14 protein-coding genes are annotated in these 15,890 nt (G+C 55.0%); 5 read left to right on the top strand and 9 right to left on the bottom strand.

Annotated features, from left to right (window positions below; all coding sequences use genetic code 11):
* The first annotated feature begins 180 nt into the window (after positions 1 to 180).
* Positions 181 to 1,017 carry a 3'(2'),5'-bisphosphate nucleotidase CysQ family protein gene (locus REIFOR_RS15960; protein WP_100258499.1) on the top strand — a complete coding sequence of 279 codons (837 nt, stop codon included), beginning with the start codon at positions 181 to 183 and terminating at the stop codon, positions 1,015 to 1,017.
* Here the strand turns inward: REIFOR_RS15960 and REIFOR_RS15955 are convergent.
* Complete coding sequence (locus REIFOR_RS15955) at positions 1,001 to 1,879, bottom strand: HDOD domain-containing protein (RefSeq protein WP_100258498.1); 879 nt, start codon at positions 1,877 to 1,879, stop codon at positions 1,001 to 1,003. The two genes, REIFOR_RS15960 and REIFOR_RS15955, sit on opposite strands and share 17 nt — an antisense overlap.
* Positions 1,880 to 1,978: 99 nt before the next feature.
* Here REIFOR_RS15955 and REIFOR_RS15950 point away from each other — a divergent pair, with 99 nt between their 5' ends.
* Entirely contained in the window at positions 1,979 to 3,175 is a 1,197-nt protein-coding gene (locus REIFOR_RS15950; protein ID WP_100258497.1) for a class I SAM-dependent rRNA methyltransferase, read from the top strand.
* Between the two features lie 24 nt (positions 3,176 to 3,199).
* Here REIFOR_RS15950 and REIFOR_RS15945 read toward each other — a convergent pair whose 3' ends face one another.
* On the bottom strand, positions 3,200 to 4,360 hold the full coding sequence (locus tag REIFOR_RS15945) for an imelysin family protein (protein ID WP_100258496.1): 1,161 nt from the start codon (positions 4,358 to 4,360) through the stop codon (positions 3,200 to 3,202).
* Positions 4,357 to 5,019: a histidinol-phosphatase gene (locus REIFOR_RS15940; RefSeq protein ID WP_100258495.1), complete on the bottom strand. Its 663-nt coding sequence runs from the start codon at positions 5,017 to 5,019 to the stop codon at positions 4,357 to 4,359. Before REIFOR_RS15940 ends, REIFOR_RS15945 begins: the two co-directional genes overlap by 4 nt.
* A 183-nt stretch (positions 5,020 to 5,202) precedes the next feature.
* Here REIFOR_RS15940 and REIFOR_RS15935 point away from each other — a divergent pair, with 183 nt between their 5' ends.
* Together REIFOR_RS15935 and ptsP are read left to right on the top strand one after the other, a co-directional pair.
* Positions 5,203 to 5,694, top strand: a complete 492-nt coding sequence (locus REIFOR_RS15935) for an RNA pyrophosphohydrolase (protein ID WP_100258494.1) — start codon at positions 5,203 to 5,205, stop codon at positions 5,692 to 5,694.
* Positions 5,687 to 7,975, top strand: coding sequence for a phosphoenolpyruvate--protein phosphotransferase (gene ptsP / locus REIFOR_RS15930; protein WP_100258493.1), 2,289 nt, complete (start codon positions 5,687 to 5,689; stop codon positions 7,973 to 7,975). Before REIFOR_RS15935 ends, ptsP begins: the two co-directional genes overlap by 8 nt.
* 123 nt (positions 7,976 to 8,098) lie before the next feature.
* On the opposite strand, the gene typA is transcribed toward ptsP, so the two are convergent.
* Together typA and ilvA are read right to left on the bottom strand one after the other, a co-directional pair.
* Positions 8,099 to 9,910: a translational GTPase TypA gene (gene typA / locus REIFOR_RS15925; protein WP_100258492.1), complete on the bottom strand. Its 1,812-nt coding sequence runs from the start codon at positions 9,908 to 9,910 to the stop codon at positions 8,099 to 8,101.
* A 164-nt stretch (positions 9,911 to 10,074) separates the two neighbouring features.
* A complete protein-coding gene (gene ilvA, locus REIFOR_RS15920; RefSeq protein ID WP_100258491.1) occupies positions 10,075 to 11,589 on the bottom strand; it encodes a threonine ammonia-lyase, biosynthetic in 1,515 nt (504 codons plus the stop codon).
* Positions 11,590 to 11,793: 204 nt separating this feature from the next.
* On the opposite strand from ilvA, the gene rpiA reads away from it, so the two are divergent.
* Positions 11,794 to 12,498, top strand: a complete 705-nt coding sequence (gene rpiA / locus REIFOR_RS15915) for a ribose-5-phosphate isomerase RpiA (RefSeq protein WP_100258490.1) — start codon at positions 11,794 to 11,796, stop codon at positions 12,496 to 12,498.
* Positions 12,499 to 12,563: 65 nt separating this feature from the next.
* On the opposite strand, the gene REIFOR_RS15910 is transcribed toward rpiA, so the two are convergent.
* The 4 genes from REIFOR_RS15910 to REIFOR_RS15895 form a co-directional block, all read right to left on the bottom strand.
* Positions 12,564 to 12,998, bottom strand: coding sequence for a DUF2147 domain-containing protein (locus tag REIFOR_RS15910; RefSeq protein ID WP_100258489.1), 435 nt, complete (start codon positions 12,996 to 12,998; stop codon positions 12,564 to 12,566).
* Between the two features lie 111 nt (positions 12,999 to 13,109).
* Positions 13,110 to 13,583 (bottom strand): Cys-tRNA(Pro) deacylase, encoded by a 474-nt coding sequence (ybaK, locus tag REIFOR_RS15905; protein ID WP_100258488.1) that lies wholly within the window; start codon positions 13,581 to 13,583, stop codon positions 13,110 to 13,112.
* Positions 13,584 to 13,666: 83 nt separating this feature from the next.
* The gene (locus tag REIFOR_RS15900) at positions 13,667 to 15,064 is read right to left on the bottom strand and encodes an ATP-binding protein (protein ID WP_100258487.1); all 1,398 of its coding nucleotides are present in this window, start codon (positions 15,062 to 15,064) and stop codon (positions 13,667 to 13,669) included.
* Between the two features lie 71 nt (positions 15,065 to 15,135).
* Positions 15,136 to 15,837: a response regulator transcription factor gene (locus REIFOR_RS15895; protein WP_100258486.1), complete on the bottom strand. Its 702-nt coding sequence runs from the start codon at positions 15,835 to 15,837 to the stop codon at positions 15,136 to 15,138.
* Positions 15,838 to 15,890 lie beyond the last annotated feature (53 nt).

The raw sequence follows: 15,890 nt of genomic DNA, 5'->3' as shown, positions 1-15,890 counted from the left end.
TGGGTCTGTCCCTGATTGTCGTTTAAAGTGTCTACCGAGCGGCAATCAAGATGCGGTCGTTGCCGTCAATATGCAAGGTCCGGCCACCAATTAACTCGATTATTGCCGCTTACGGTCGGGTAAGCAAGGCACCCGACGTGTTAGAATCGCGGGCTCTAGCGCACTCTGTTAAGGCCCAACATGATCTCACCGCAAGCCACCTCGGCGCCGCAATTGCCCCTAACCCCAGTGCAAGTTAGCGCCCTGTATCAACTGGCTCGTGTGGCTGGTGATGCTATATTGACTATTTATCGTGACGAGCGTCTCTGGCAACAGGTGGCCAAGGCGGATAACAGCCCAGTCACCGCGGCTGATATCCGCTCCTCAGAGATCCTGGTTGCCGGCTTGGGCGCTATAGTCGACTGTCCAGTGGTGTCGGAGGAGGCCTTGCCAGACTATCAAATGCGCAAAGATTGGTCGCTCTATTGGTTGATCGACCCGATGGACGGTACCCGAGAATTTCTGCACCGATCTGATGAGTTTGTTATCAATATCGCCCTGATGTCGCACCAGCAGCCCGTATTTGGCCTACTCTATCGGCCAACCTCGGGCCTGGCATGGTGGGGCGGTGAGGGCATCGGTGCTTTTTCGGGTTCGCCTGAGGCGCAGGCACCGCTGCCGACCGCCCGTGTCACCAAGCGATTGGTCGCCTTGGGGTCGCGGCGTTCGAGCTGGGCGGGTGCTTGGCGCGAACATCTAACCGACGCCGGATATCGGGTCGAGACCGAATCTCTGGGCAGTGCACTGAAGTTTGCCCGATTGGCCGAAGGTGGCGCGGACCTCTATCCCCGCTTGGGTCTGACCTGTGAATGGGATACAGCCGCGCCCCAAGCGATACTGGCGCAAACCGGGGGTGCCATTGTGCAATGGAACGGCGAGCCATTGGTCTACGGTAAAGACGATATACTTAATCCGTATTTTGTTGCCGTGCGCGACAGGTCGCTGCTGGCGGCGTTGATTCCTAGTGCCGGGCAGTGACCGAGCCGATGCCCATTTCGCTGAATTGGTCGATCATGGCATCGATATCGTAGGGCCCTAGGCCGGTAAATTCATAGATGTAAGCCTTGATGCGCGCCCATTCATAATCGTCTCGCACCTTGCCCAGCGCCGGGCCGCTGGCGCAGATATATTCGGCAATCTTTAACACGGATAACAGGGTTTTTTTCGCGTCATCTGCCCCGGCGTCGCGCGCAAACAGTTGGGTGATATTGTGGTGATCGGCAATCGCGTCGCAGATCAGATGGGGCAAGCGCCACGAGCGTGCGGTGTAGTAACCGATGACGGCGTGATTGGTACTGAAATGGTGGTTTTCCAGATCGATGACCCGCTCGGTATTGTGCGCGTAGGCCTGTTGCAAAATATCCATGTAGGTTGGGAAGCGTTGCTTCATCAAAACGATGCCGGTGTTGTGAAACAAACCGAGGCAATAGGCATTATCGGTCTCCTGCAAACCGATTTGACGGGCGACATTCTGTGAGACCACGGCGATGTCCATCGAGGTGTCCCAGAAATTATTCAGCCCCACTATATCTTCATCGCTCAATTGGCCTCGAATACTGATACCATTAATGATGTTGACCACCGACTTGATGCCTAATAAGACCGTAGCCTGGTGGACCGAACTAATGGTATTAGCTAAGCCAAACGCCGGTGCATTAACGATTTTTAACATCGCGCCGGCCAGACCGACATCCTGGGCAATCAAATTGGCGATTCGGCTAATGTCCGGTCTGGGGTGATACTGTTCCATCTGCAAGTCGACCATCACCTGGGGTTGCGGGGGAATGTTGATACCCTGCAGTATTTGATCTATCTGATCCGGGTCCAGTTCTATGCTCATAGTCAGGTCCTAAAATGGGCCGTTAATAGCCAAAAGTTTAGCAGTCACCCGCCGACGTGCAGGGGCGTTTCATTAGATTTATTAAAAAAGGTTTAACCGTTGACCACTCAAGTATTGCATCTTAATAAGGGCGCCGAACGCCGAATTCGATCTGGCCATCATTGGATCTACAGCAATGAAATCGACCTCGGAAAATCACCGCTGCAGGCCTTTGAACCGGGTTCAATTGCCAATGCCGTCGACTTTGCGGGTAAGGCTTTGGGCAGTTTTATGGTCAATCCCCAGGCGTTGATTTGTGCTCGCCTGGTGTCTCGCCAGATGGATCGAAGCCTGTCCAGCTCGGTGCTTAAAAATCGCCTCAAGCAAGCCTTGGCGTTACGCGAGCAGTGCTTTGAACAGCCCTGTTATCGTTGGGTGTATGGTGACAGCGATGGCCTCTCGGGTCTGGTGATCGATCGCTTCAATGATGTGCTCACAGTTCAAGTCTCGACCGCAGGCATGGAACAGCGCCTGCCGGTAATCCTCGAACACCTGCAGCGTCTGGTTCAGCCGCGTGGTATTTTGGTTAAGAACGACGGCAAGATGCGCGCTTCCGAGGGGCTCGACAACTATGTCGAGGTAGCCTTTGGCGAGGTTCCGGAGCAGGTCGAACTGATCGAGAATGGGGTGCGTTTCTTAGCGCCGCTGATGACTGGCCAGAAAACCGGTTGGTTCTACGATCATCGTCCCAATCGACTCCTAGCGGCCCAGTGGGCCAAGGATCGCACCGTGCTGGATGTGTTCAGTTATGTTGGTGGCTGGGGCATCACCGCGGCTGCTCTAGGCGCTAGCGCCGTGACCTGTGTCGATGCCTCCCAATTGGCTTTGCAGGGCGTGATGGCCAATGCCGAGCTCAACAACTGTGCGCATCGGGTCGATACCCTGGCCGGTGATGCTTTCGCGGTACTAGAGCGGCTGCATGCGGAAAAAACGCGCTTCGATGTGGTTATAGTGGATCCACCGGCCTTTATTACCCGCCGTAAGGACATGGCTGCCGGCGAGCGTGCGTATAAGCGCTTAAATGAGATGGCGATGAAGCTGGTTAGTCATGGTGGGATATTGGTCAGTGCCAGCTGTTCTATGCATCTGGACAACGAACGCTTGCGCGACATGATTCGCAGCGCCGGCCGCAAGTTGGACCGGCATGTCGTGATTCTCGCCGAAGGCGGACAGGGGGCCGATCATCCGGTCTTACCGGCGGTGCCCGAAACGCGTTATATCAAGGCGATTTTCGCGCAAATTAGTCAGAATTTCTAACGCCGGCGGGCATTGCGTGGCCCGCTACTGGCTAAATATGGGCACCTGCTGCTGTTCCGACAGCTGACCGAAAGCCAAGGCCAACGCGCTTATGCGCTGGCGTGCGGTGGCCCATTGGCCATCGGCGGCACTGTCGGCGGGATAGTTTTCCGGCAGTTCTTGGACGGCACTTAGACTGTCCGCCACGGCCGTCTGCAGATCAGCTGCCGTCATCGGTCGGTCAGCCCTGGAGTCAAGCCATTGCGCAAAGGCCGTTGTGCTCTCGGGTAAACCTACCCATCCTTGTACCGCGGTCAATAGCGCCAGCGGATAAGCCCGACCCTGGCCACTATACATGGCCGGATGATGCCATTCCGGTTCTGTCAGCGCTTGCTCATTGAACAGATCGTCCAACAAGGCGACTGCCGTTATGCGTTGCAGGCTGGCCAAGACTGCCACCAACTGGACGCGGTGCGGCAGGCCGCCAAAGCCGCCGCCGGCTTGCCAACGATTAGACACCGCACCCAGATCTGCCAGCAACATGCCAGTCGCGGTGCGGAGGTATTGGTGTCGCCGCTCAATCAAGCTATCGGCCGCAATGTCGCCCGTGCTGTGCCATGTCGTATCAAGCGGTTGCCGCCAGAGGAAAAACTCCACAACCGGAAAGCCCAGGGCTGCAGAATCTTCATCCATCAGTCGGTGTTGGCTGAGCAAGGTGGCCTCGTTAATGGGCAAATCCATTTCGAAGATTAGGCCGCTGTAAGGGTAATCTGGGATACTGTCGATATAGCCGGGCAGAAAGGGTCGGGTGTCAATTAGATCAAGCAGGGGCTGCAGGGTTTTTTTATCAGCCGGGTTGAAGGCGAGCTGGAAGAACAGCTGGTTGGCTGTCCAACTTTGGTAGCAGAGCCGGAAGGATGCCTGCGCCGCCTGCTGTTGACTCACTTCGGGGGTCGCGAGAAAGGCCTCCACAGAATCCGCTAGAGTCTGACACAAGGCCAACATCTGGAGAGTGTGCTGTTTTGCATCGAGCTGGAAGGCCGTGCCGACGGGACCAAAGTCTGCGCCAGACGGCGGGGATGCCAGTATTGTTATCGGTGCGACTGCCACAATCGGGGTCGCTTGATCCGGCCCGGAGTCTGTTTTCGGGCTGCAGCCTATCAATAGGGCGCAGAGGCCAACCAAAGCGAGCGCAGTGTTTTTCACGCAGGCTTCCTTAGATCGAGTATTGGCCAGCCGTTGGTCTGGGCGATGTCTTTGAGCGCCTCATCGGGATTGACGGCAATCGGATTATCGACCCATTCTAATAGCGGCAGGTCATTGCGCGAATCCGAATAGAACCAGGCGCCGTCAAGGCTCTCATGTCGGTCATCTAGCCACTGCTGCAAACGGACTACCTTGCCCTGTCCGAAGCTGGGCGTGCCGGTGGCTTTGCCAGTATAGCGTGTGCCGGTCAATTCCGGCTCACAGGCGATTAACTGCTCAATGCCCAAGCGCCGGGCGATCGGTTCGGTAATAAAGCGATTGGTCGCGGTAATGATCAACAGTTGGTGGCCGAGTGCCCGATGTTGATCAATGAGTTCAATGGCTTGTGGCAGCATCATCGGCTCAATCACCTCGGTCATAAACTGCTGGTGCAAGGGCGCTAACTCGGACGGCGATTTGCCCGCGAGAAAGGCGAGCGTAAACTCCAGATATTCATCTATATTTAAAGTACCGGCCTGGTATTCACTGAGAAAATAGTCATTGGCGATACGGACCTTGTCGGTATCGACCAGCCCTTGGTCGACTAAAAACTGGCCCCAGGCATGGTCCGAGTCGCCACAGATGAGGGTGTTGTCGAGATCAAAAATGGCGAGGGTCACGGTTATGTCCTGATCAGCGGTGGAGTATAGGGTGATTCTAGCGCGAAATGCCCGCCAAGCCAAAGCGCCAGTGCAGATTCACCAATTGGCGCTTTCAGTGCGCTTGTGGAACAATGGTAAGCGATGATTTGATATACGACTCACCTGCGACCCCCAGTTAAACGGCGTTTAATGGAATAACGAATGATTGATTCAGACGGCTACCGACCCAACGTCGGCATAATTCTAACCAACACCGCCGGCCAGGTCTTATGGGCGCGCCGTATCGGCCAAGATGCGTGGCAGTTTCCTCAAGGTGGTATCCGCCAACATGAGACTCCGCTCGAGGCGCTCTATCGAGAGCTGCATGAGGAGGTTGGGTTGCAGGCAAGCGATGTCGCCATCCTTGCCTGCACGCGCGGCTGGTTGCGTTATCGGCTGCCGAAACGGATGATCCGCCACAACACCCTGCCGATCTGTGTGGGTCAAAAGCAGAAATGGTTTATGTTGCGCATGATCTCCGATGACACTCGAATTTCCTTTGACCACAGTGATGACCCTGAGTTCGACGGTTGGAGCTGGGTGTCCTATTGGTACCCCCTGTCCAAAGTGGTGTCATTTAAACGCGATGTCTATCGCCAAGCCTTAGCGGAGCTCGCGCCGCGGATCCACAGACCTCAGGTTGCCCATGGCTGATTTATTGAATTTACTGCGCAAGGTTGTCGACGCAGTCACCGGGGCCCGAGATCTCAAGTTGGCGTTGGGCCGATTGGCGAGCATGGTCCGCCATGGCATGGCTGTCGACGCTTGCACGGTGTTCCTCTGGGACCCCAATGTCGAACGCTATGTGCTGATGGCGACCGAAGGCTTGAGTGCCGCCGGCATCGGCAAGGTGAATCTGACCAAAAATGAAGGCATGATCGGTCTGGTGGGCAAGCGTGAGGAGCCGTTGAACCTGGCCAATTCCGCTCTCCACCCCAACTACCATCATGTGCCGACCATTGGTGAAGATGAATTTCACGGTCTGTTGGCCGTGCCGATCATTCACAATCGACGGCTGCTCGGCGTATTCTCGGTTCAACGACGCGCGATAAAACGGTTCAATGACGAGGAAGAAGCCTTTCTAGTGACCCTGTCGGCCCAGCTTGCGGGCATCATCGCCCACGCCGAGGCGACCGGGACCCTATCCGGCATGGACCTCATGGGCGGCCAAGCGCAAAACGACATTCGCTTCAGCGGCGTAGCCTGCGCCTCTGGCGTCGCCATTGGGCGCGCCCATGTGGTGACCCCAGCGATCACCCTAGACAGCATCCGTTATACCACGACAGACGATATCAGCGCCGAGCTGGCCCGTTTTGACAAGGCGATTGAGGCGGTGCAGCAAGAACTGTCCAATAGTCGAGATCGACTGAAAAATGAGCTGCGACCGGAAGAGCTGGCCCTGTTCGATGTCTACGCTGGCATTATCGATGATCAGGCCGTTGCTGGGACGGTCCGTGAGAAAATCAGTCTGGGCGAGTCTGCCCCCAGTGCCCTGGCCGATACCATGCGCGGCTATGTACAACATTTTGAGGCGATGGAAGACACCTACCTGCGGGAACGCGCGTCTGACATGCGCGACCTGGGCCAGCGTATTCTCTCGCGCCTAGTCGAAGAGCAGGCCGATCGCCGTATTCCGATGGGCAGCATCTTGTTGGGCGAGGAAATTTCTGCGACCGTCTTTGGTCTGTTGCCGCCGGGCAATGTCGCCGCCATCGTCTGCACGCAAGGATCTGCCAATTCCCACCTCGCAATTCTGGCTCGAGCATTGGACATTCCAACCGTGCTTGGCGCTCAGGATATTCCTTGGCAGGAGCTCGATGGCAAGGAGCTGGTGGTCGACGGTTATCGCGGTCACGTCTATTTCCAGCTGTCGGTCGAGCGCCGAGCCTACTTTGAAGACCTGCTCCATGACGAGAAGGTCCGCGTCTCCGGGCTCGATGCGTTGACTGGCCTGCCGGGTGAAACCACCGATGGTGTGGCCATCGATCTGCTCGTGAATACCGGTTTGCAAACCGATATTATTCGCTCCCAAGAAAGTGGCGCCGATGGCGTGGGACTGTTCCGCACCGAAATTCCCTTTATGATGTTGGGCCGTTTTCCGAGCGAAGAGGAGCAGGCTAAAATATATCGTTCGCAATTGGAGGCCTTTCACCCCAGGCCTGTGACCATGCGAACCTTGGATATAGGCGGTGACAAAAGCCTGGATTACTTTCCGATCAAGGAAGATAACCCCTTTCTTGGCTGGCGCGGGTTGCGTGTTACGCTCGATCATCCGGAAATATTTATCGTCCAGGTACGCGCGATGCTGCGTGCCAGTCTAAACCTCGACAACTTACGCATTATGCTGCCCATGGTTACCAGCGTGGGCGAAGTAGAGGAATCTTTGGCCCTGATTCATCGGGCGGTATACGAATTGAACGATGAGGGCGTGCACGTCGAGACACCTCAGGTTGGCGTGATGATCGAAGTCCCCTCAGCCGTATACCTGGTCAATGAATTTATTTCCCTAGTCGATTTTCTATCGGTCGGCAGCAATGATTTGACTCAGTATATTCTCGCCGTCGATCGCAATAACCCGCGTGTGGCGGGCATTTATGACAGCATGCATCCGGCAGTATTGAAGGCTTTGAAAATCATCGTGGCGGCCGGTAACGCTGCTAATATGGAGATCAGTGTGTGCGGCGAATTGGCCGGTGATCCTCTCGGTGCTGTCGCCTTGGTGGGCCTGGGGTATCGTAGCTTGTCGATGAGCAGTGCCAACCTGTTGCGGGTTAAATCGGTGCTCCGCCAGATTGATTCCGGTTGGGCTGAGTCGGTATCCAATGATTTATTGAAGCTCGACGATCCCAAGGTGATCCGCTCAACCTTGCAGTTGGCGCTGCAACAGACGGGTGTGCCCCTAACGTCCTTGGGTTTGTTACCGAGTCATTCCTAAGCGGGCGCTCGGTGTCATCGGCCGATAAAGCCGAGACATAAAAAAAGCGAGCCGCTGGCCCGCTTTTTTTATGTCCGCTGACAGTGCTCAGTGGCCAGTCGAAACTGGCCACCGCGCGCAATCCTACTTACGGCCGTTGCGCTTGCGTTCGTTTTCAGTCAAAAACTTCTTACGAACACGAATGCTTAACGGTGTTACTTCGACCAACTCGTCATCTTCGATAAATTCCAACGCCTGCTCCAAGGTCTGCTTGATATGGGGCGACAGGGCCAAGGAATCATCGGTACCGGACGAACGTACGTTAGTCAGCTGCTTACCCTTAGTCGGGTTGACCACCAGGTCGTTGCTGCGTGAGTGAATACCAACGATCTGGCCTTCATACACTTCAACACCATGGCCCATAAAGAGGCGACCACGTTCCTGCAATGGAAACAGACCGTAAGCCAAGGTCTTACCCTTAACCATGGACACCAGTACGCCGTTCTTACGGCTGGCGACATCACCTTCTTTGATCGGACCATAATGATCGAAGATGCTGGTCATGATGCCAGAACCACTGGTCAGGGTCATGAACAGACCCCGAAAGCCAATCAGGCCACGCGACGGGGTCATGAATTCCAGCTTGGTACGGCCCTTGCCATCCGGTTCCATGTTGGTCAGTTCGGCTTTACGCAGGCCGAGCTCTTCCATGATGGATCCCTGATGACCCTCTTCAACATCGATCACGACGATTTCATAAGGTTCATGCACCTTACCATCGACGATACGCTGGACCACTTCGGGACGGGACACACCCAGCTCGAAGCCTTCACGACGCATGGATTCGATCAGTACCGACAAGTGCAATTCACCACGGCCTGATACCTTGAACTTGTCCGGCGTCTCACCCGGTGTAACACGCAAAGCGACGTTGTGGATCAGTTCCTGCTCCAAGCGGTCCTTGATGTTACGGGTGGTGATGAACTTACCTTCTTTTCCGGCGAACGGCGAATCGTTCACTTGGAAGGTCATGCTCACAGTGGGCTCATCAACAGACAGGGGTGGTCGGGCTTCAACCTGATTAGGACTACATACCGTGTCGGAAATACCCAGACCTTCAATACCGGTAATGCAAACGATGTCACCGGCTTGCGCCTCTTCGATTTCAACTCGTTCCAAGCCGTTATAACCCATCACCTGTAAGATCTTGCCTTTACGGGTTTTGCCATCGTCATCGATGATCACAACCTGAGCATTGGGCTTGACAGAACCGCGCGATACACGACCGACACCGATAACGCCAACATAACTGTTGTAGTCCAGGGCAGAGATCTGCATCTGGAAACCACCTTCCAAATCGACGGCCGGAGCCGGTACGACTTCGGTGATCATTTTAAACAACGGTTCCATGTCGTCGGCTAGGTCATCGGCAGACAAGCCGGCAACACCATTCAAAGCGGACGCATAGATTACCGGGAAGTCGAGTTGTTCTTCGGTCGCATCGAGACGGTCGAACAGTTCAAAGACCTGATCGAGGACCCAATCTGGACGGGCACCGGGACGGTCGACCTTGTTAATGACGACGATTGGCTTCAGACCCTGGGCGAACGCTTTGGAGGTTACAAAGCGGGTTTGTGGCATCGGGCCATCAACGGCATCGACCAACAATAAAACGCAGTCAACCATCGACAGAACACGCTCCACTTCACCGCCGAAATCGGCGTGGCCTGGGGTGTCGACGATGTTGATGCGGAAGTCTTTCCAGCGGATAGCGGTGTTTTTCGCCAAGATGGTAATACCGCGTTCACGCTCCTGGTCATTCGAGTCCATGATGCGCTCAGAATTCTGGTCTTTACGACCCAAGGTGCCTGATTGCTGTAAAAGCTTGTCTACCAAGGTGGTTTTACCATGGTCAACGTGAGCAATGATGGCGATATTACGCAAATTTTCGATCACTGTATTGGTTCCACTGAATATTAAGGGCGCGGATTGTACCGCAAGTGTGCAAAAAAGACACAAAGAATAGTGCAATAGGCTCGAGCTTCTCTTTGTTCGAGCCTATCGAAGAACCGTGAAATTTGCCCGTGGAGCCCGCCAATGGGGGACTTTGGCCGTAACGCCTAGCCCAAAAAAGCCGCGTAAACGGGGTTGTCGGACTCGTCCCAATAGCGGTAACCGAGCTCATCGAGCTTTAAACGGAAGGCCTTTAGGTCCGCTTTGGGTACCTGTACCCCGGCCAATACCCGTCCGTAAGCGGCCCCGTGATTGCGATAATGGAACAGACTGATATTCCAATGGCCCCCCAAAGCGGTCAAAAACTTGAGCAGGGCACCGGGACGCTCGGGGAATTCAAAGCGTAATAGTCGCTCATCGGTCGCTAGTGGCGCGTGACCGCCAACCATATGGCGAACGTGCGCCTTAGCGACTTCATTCTGGGTCAAGTCGAGCACGCTGTAACCGTCGTCAGTCAGACTGGCTAGCAGTTCGACACGCTCCACATCACTGGATGTTTTTATGCCGACAAAGATTTGTGCGTCACGTTCATTGTTATAGCGATAGTTAAATTCGGTTACCGAGCGTTTGCCGATATGACTGATAAAACGCCGAAAGCTACCCGGTTTTTCCGGTATCGTGACGGCAAAGATGGCCTCGCGATGTTCACCCACCTCGGAACGTTCGGCAACATAACGCAGCCGGTCGAAATTCATATTGGCACCAGAGCAAATGGTTACCAAAGTTTTACCGGTACAGCCCTCACGCGCGACATATTTTTTCATACCCGCCACGCTGGCGGCGCCGGCCGGCTCTGCCACGGAGCGGGTATCATCGAAGATATCCTTGATCGCGGCACAAAGTTCATCGGCTGAGACGGTGATCACCTCATCGACATGGTCTTTGAGCACCTTAAAAGTTTCCTTGCCAATTTGAGCCACGGCGATGCCATCGGCAAACAGTCCAACCTCTTTCAGAATGGTGCGTTTACCGGCCTTCATGGCCGAGGCTAGGGACGCGCTCTCCTCATACTCCACGGCGACAACGCGAATCTCAGGGCGCAAATACTTGATGTAGGCGGTAATGCCCGCCGCCAATCCGCCGCCGCCGACTGGAATAAAGATCGCGTCAATTTCGCCCGGACCATATTGGTGCAGTATTTCTCGAGCGATGGTGCCCTGACCGGCGATGCCATCGGGGTCGTCGTAAGGGTGCACGAAGGTGTAGCCCTTTTCGTGCTGCAAGTTGGTGGCAAAGAGCAGGGCTTGATCAAATGAATCGCCGTGCAATATGACCTTGCCGCCGCGCGCGCGGACCGAGGAAACCTTGATCTCCGGTGTCGTCACAGGCATCACGATGGTCGCCTTAACGCCCATCAATTTGGCAGCCTGCGCCACGCCCTGGGCGTGGTTGCCGGCCGATGCGCAAATCACCCCAGCTCTGCGCTGCGCGTCACTGAGTTGCGCCATAATGTTGTAGGCACCGCGAATTTTAAAGGAAAACACCGGCTGCAGATCTTCACGTTTAATTAAAATCTGATTGCCCAGTCGACGGCTCAAGGATGTCGCAACATCCAAGGGAGTTTCGATGGCCGCTGCATAAACCTTGGCGTTCAGAATTTTTTTAACGTAATGCTCTAACATGAATGGTCCTTGTCACGATGGAAGGTCAGTGAATAACTATCCGACAGTGTACGGTGAAATGACCCTTAAACCCAAGGCCCGCCAGCGGACTTTATAACAACCTCGGGAGATATATTCGCCATTGGTATGAAAAAGAACTTTTTACAGGCTGCGTAACATCTCAATGCCCCCTATAATAGCCTTAACGCCCACCAGGACTGAATTATGAGCCAAGACGAATTAAAGCAACAGGTGGCGCTCGCTGCCCTCAAGTACATCAAGCCGCTGCTGCAGCCCGATGCGATCATTGGCGTTGGCACCGGTTCCACGGCAAACTTCTTTATCGATGCTTTGGCGGAACTGAAGCATGACTTTAAGGGCGCAGTCGCCAGCAGCGATGCCACGGCCGAACGCTTGCGCGGCCACGGCATCGAGGTCTTCGATCTGAATGAGGTGAGTCAGTTAGCGGTCTATGTTGATGGTGCCGATGAGGCCAACCGAAAATTGGAGCTGATCAAGGGCGGTGGCGCGGCCCTGACGCGTGAAAAAATCGTCGCGTCGGTGGCGAAGATGTTTGTCTGCATTGCTGACGAGTCCAAAGCCGTCGAGACGTTGGGCGCCTTCCCATTACCAGTCGAGGTTATCCCGATGGCGCGCAGCTCGGTCGCGCGTGCGATTGTCGCCTTGGGCGGCAATCCGGTCTATCGAGTCGGTGTGGTCACCGACAATGGCAATATCCTGCTCGACGTGCACGGCTTGAGCATTACCAATGCCAAAGAAATGGAAGCCAAGCTGAATAATATCGTCGGTGTGGTGACCAATGGTTTGTTTGCTCAGCGTGCGGCGGACGTCTTGCTGTTGGCGACGCTTGAGGGCGTTAAAACCCTGACCGTTATCAATACCTCGGCCGGTTCCGGCGAATTCTATTAAAACGCTGCCCCTGAACCAAAAAAAACCAGCCTAAGCTGGTTTTTTTGATCCAATCTATGCCAGTCTTAAGGCAGACGCTGCCACATCTGGGTTCGACCGAGTAGCGCGAAGCCAATATAGCCCCGAACTTCCAAGCTAGCGCCCTGATCGATTAAGCGAAATCGAGCCTTGTATTCTTTGCCATTGCCCGGATCGAGTATGGTACCGCCGTCCCACTGGTCGCCATTCTCGGTCAGACCCCAAACAAAGGTCATGCCCTCAACCGGCTGATTTTTGCGCGCGCCACTGCATTCTTCGCAGATTGGAATCGGCTCTTCGGGGTTGAGTAGCGTATCGATCCGGCCCATCAGTTCACCGTTCTTAAGCCAAAGGGTGACCAGGCTTTTGGCTTCACCGGTCTCATCATCTATGGTCTGCCATTGACCGACCGGTGATGGCGTTGCCGCCTGGCTTAGACCGCTTAGGGCCAAACATAAGAAGATCGAAAAAAATGTTTTCATAGTTACCATGCTCCGAAAGGAATCAGAACACCATAGCAGGTGGTTAGGATTGCTCAACTTAACTCGAATATTAGTGATTTTTAGGACGCAATGGCTCATTAAAAACCCCGATTAGGCTGAAATATCGTCAATAACAGCACCTAAGGCCTCAGCCAGGCGAGCTGGCGCCACTTCAATCTGCAAACCACGCCGGCCCGCGCTGGCATACAGGCTGGTTAGGAGGACCGCGCTGGCATCGAGTACAGTCGGTAAGGCTTTTTTCTGGCCAAAAGGGCTGATACCGCCGACCACATAGCCACTACTCTTTTCGGCCTGGGCGACATCGGCCAACTCGGCCCTCTTGGCGCCAAGTGCCTTCGCGGCCAGTTTGAGGTTGAGACTGCCGGCCACGGGAACCAAGCAGGCGGCGAGCGTTTTAGGGTTTCCATTGAGGGCGATCAAGAGGGTCTTAAAAAGCTGGCTGTGAGGCACTCCGAGCGCATCGGCGACATCCTGGCCATAGTTGTCGGAGCTGTGTTTGAGCTGGTATTCGTGCACGGTAAAGGGGATCTTGTGTGCTCGTAAGTAGTCAATGGCTGGGGTCATCGGGTCGGTCCTGTTTTGGTATAAATCCAGCGCGATCGCACTATCCCGGAGCGTACTTCGTGTTGGCGCTGGGTATCGACCTGCTAACGCGTTTTGCCGCGCAGGCTGGCCACCTTGGGAATATCGATAATGACCGTCAAACCATGGGGCTGATTGTTGACTGCCTGGATGCTGCCTTCGTGCAGCTGAACAGCCTGGAGTGCAATATTCAATCCCAATCCGGCACCTGGGTTGGTTTGGTCGAGGCGATAAAACGGATCGAACAGGCGCGCTAACTTGTCTTCTGGCACGCCGGGTCCTTCATCGCTGATGGTTAGGGTGACCTGGCCCGGGCCCTGACTTAAGGCTACCCGAATGGTACCGTCCGCCGGCGAAAAGCGCAGCGCGTTGCGCACCACGTTATCGAGCGTGCTGTGCAGCAACTGAGCATCACCTTCCATCTGCAGCGGTCCATCGATCTGATCAATAATCGTGATTTGCCGCGGTTCGGCCTCGAACCGAGCATCCTCGACCACCCTGCGGACGATGTCATCAAGCTCGATCGTGCGCCACTCGACCTGCTGCATGTCGTTCTCAAAACGACTCAAGGTAAGGATTTGCGCGATCATATTCTCGAGCCGGTCGCTTTCGCGTTCAATCCGATCGAGGGCCCGGTCGAGGCCTTCCGGCGCCTTTTGGCGCACGATGCCCATAGCAACCTGAAGCCGGGTCAGGGGTGAGCGTAATTCGTGGCTGACATTGCTCAGCAAGCGCTGCTGGGCCGAGACCAGATCCTCGATCCGGGTCGCCATATCATCAAAATCACGGCCCAATTCACCAATTTCGTCGGCCCGGCGGCTGACGCTGGATCCAGCACGTGCATTGAGCGTGCCGCGCGCCAAGGCGCGCACCGTCTGGCGTAACTTTTCAATCGGGCGCACAAGAGACCAGGTCAGGAGCAGGCTCATCAGGCCGGAGATGGTCAGGGCGAGGGCCAATTGCATCCACTGACTCTCCAGCCAGAACGGCAAGTTCGCTGGCGGTAGGGACGGTACCCCGCGCAGGAATAAACGATAGTTAATATTATTGACCGCAATCGGAATAGGCCCTAACCAAGCCTCGTTACGCCATTGGCCAACCTGCATGCCTTCTTGCTCCATCATTTCTGAGAGCATCACCAGAATGCGTTTGGGCGGCTGAGGGCTGCCCAACATACGATAGGCGTCATCGACCAGATACAGCTGAAAGCGGGCTGTGTCATTATAGTTGGTGAGAATCAACGCCAAGCGGGCAGGGTCAGTGCCGGCAAAACCCAGATCCGGAAAGACTATATTGCTGAGAGTCGCGATATGACGAGGGGCCGGCGGAGCGACCTGATACTGCTTGGCGGCCTGAAAGGACACAAAATAAGCTGCAATAACGATCAGGATCAACGATAACCAGAAACTGATCCAGATCTTGCCAAAAACCGACCCCAGAGGGTTGAGCTTGCCTAACTGCATGAACGCTTCTCTTGGGTCAGCCGGTGGTGAGCGCGACCCAGAGTGCGGGAGCGCTCACGCCAGGGTGGCGATTATTGATTCGGATCGACGAACATATAACCAATGCCGCGGATGGTTTGGATTTTCGACTGCTCAGAGGTACCGCCGAGCTTGCGCCTGACATTGCTCACATGCATGTCGATGGAGCGATCATAGGCCATGATTTCGCGGCCTAAAACCTCGAGGTAGAGATCTTCCTTCGGCACCGCTTTGCCCGCGCGAGTCATTAAGACACGCAGCACCTTGAACTCGCTGGTGGTCATCGGTATGTGTTCACCGTCGCAGTAGACTCTATAGGTGTCAAAATTGAGCTCAACCCCATGGCAGGCCATGATGCCGCTGTCATCGTTCTGCTGGGTGCGATCCAATTCAATGCGTCGCAATAGGGCTTTGATGCGAGCCAACAGCTCGCGATGACTATAGGGCTTCGCCAGGTAGTCGTCAGCGCCCATTTCTAAGCCAAGAATACGATCTGTCTCTTCGCCCCGGGCGGTTAGCATTAGCACCGGGACGATCGAGGTCTGGCGAATACGTTTCAAGGTTTCGAAACCATCGATTCCGGGCATCATGACATCAAGCAATACTAGGTCGAAGTGATGGTTGGCAATCTCTTCTATACCCTCTTCGCCGGTATGGGCCGATTCGAGTCGATAGCCTTCAGCCGACAAATACTCACCCAGCAATTCTGCCAGATCTCTATCATCGTCGATCAGCAAAATGCTGTGTGTGCTCATAGTCGAACCTCTAATAAGATAAAGCATTCAAATGGGTGCAGTTTTGAGTTTTC

Origin of the sequence: Reinekea forsetii, from assembly GCF_002795845.1 — a bacterium.
GTDB lineage: Bacteria > Pseudomonadota > Gammaproteobacteria > Pseudomonadales > Natronospirillaceae > Reinekea > Reinekea forsetii.
The sequence above is the reverse complement of the archived record's forward strand: the minus strand, read 5'-3'. Positions and strand labels throughout refer to the sequence as shown.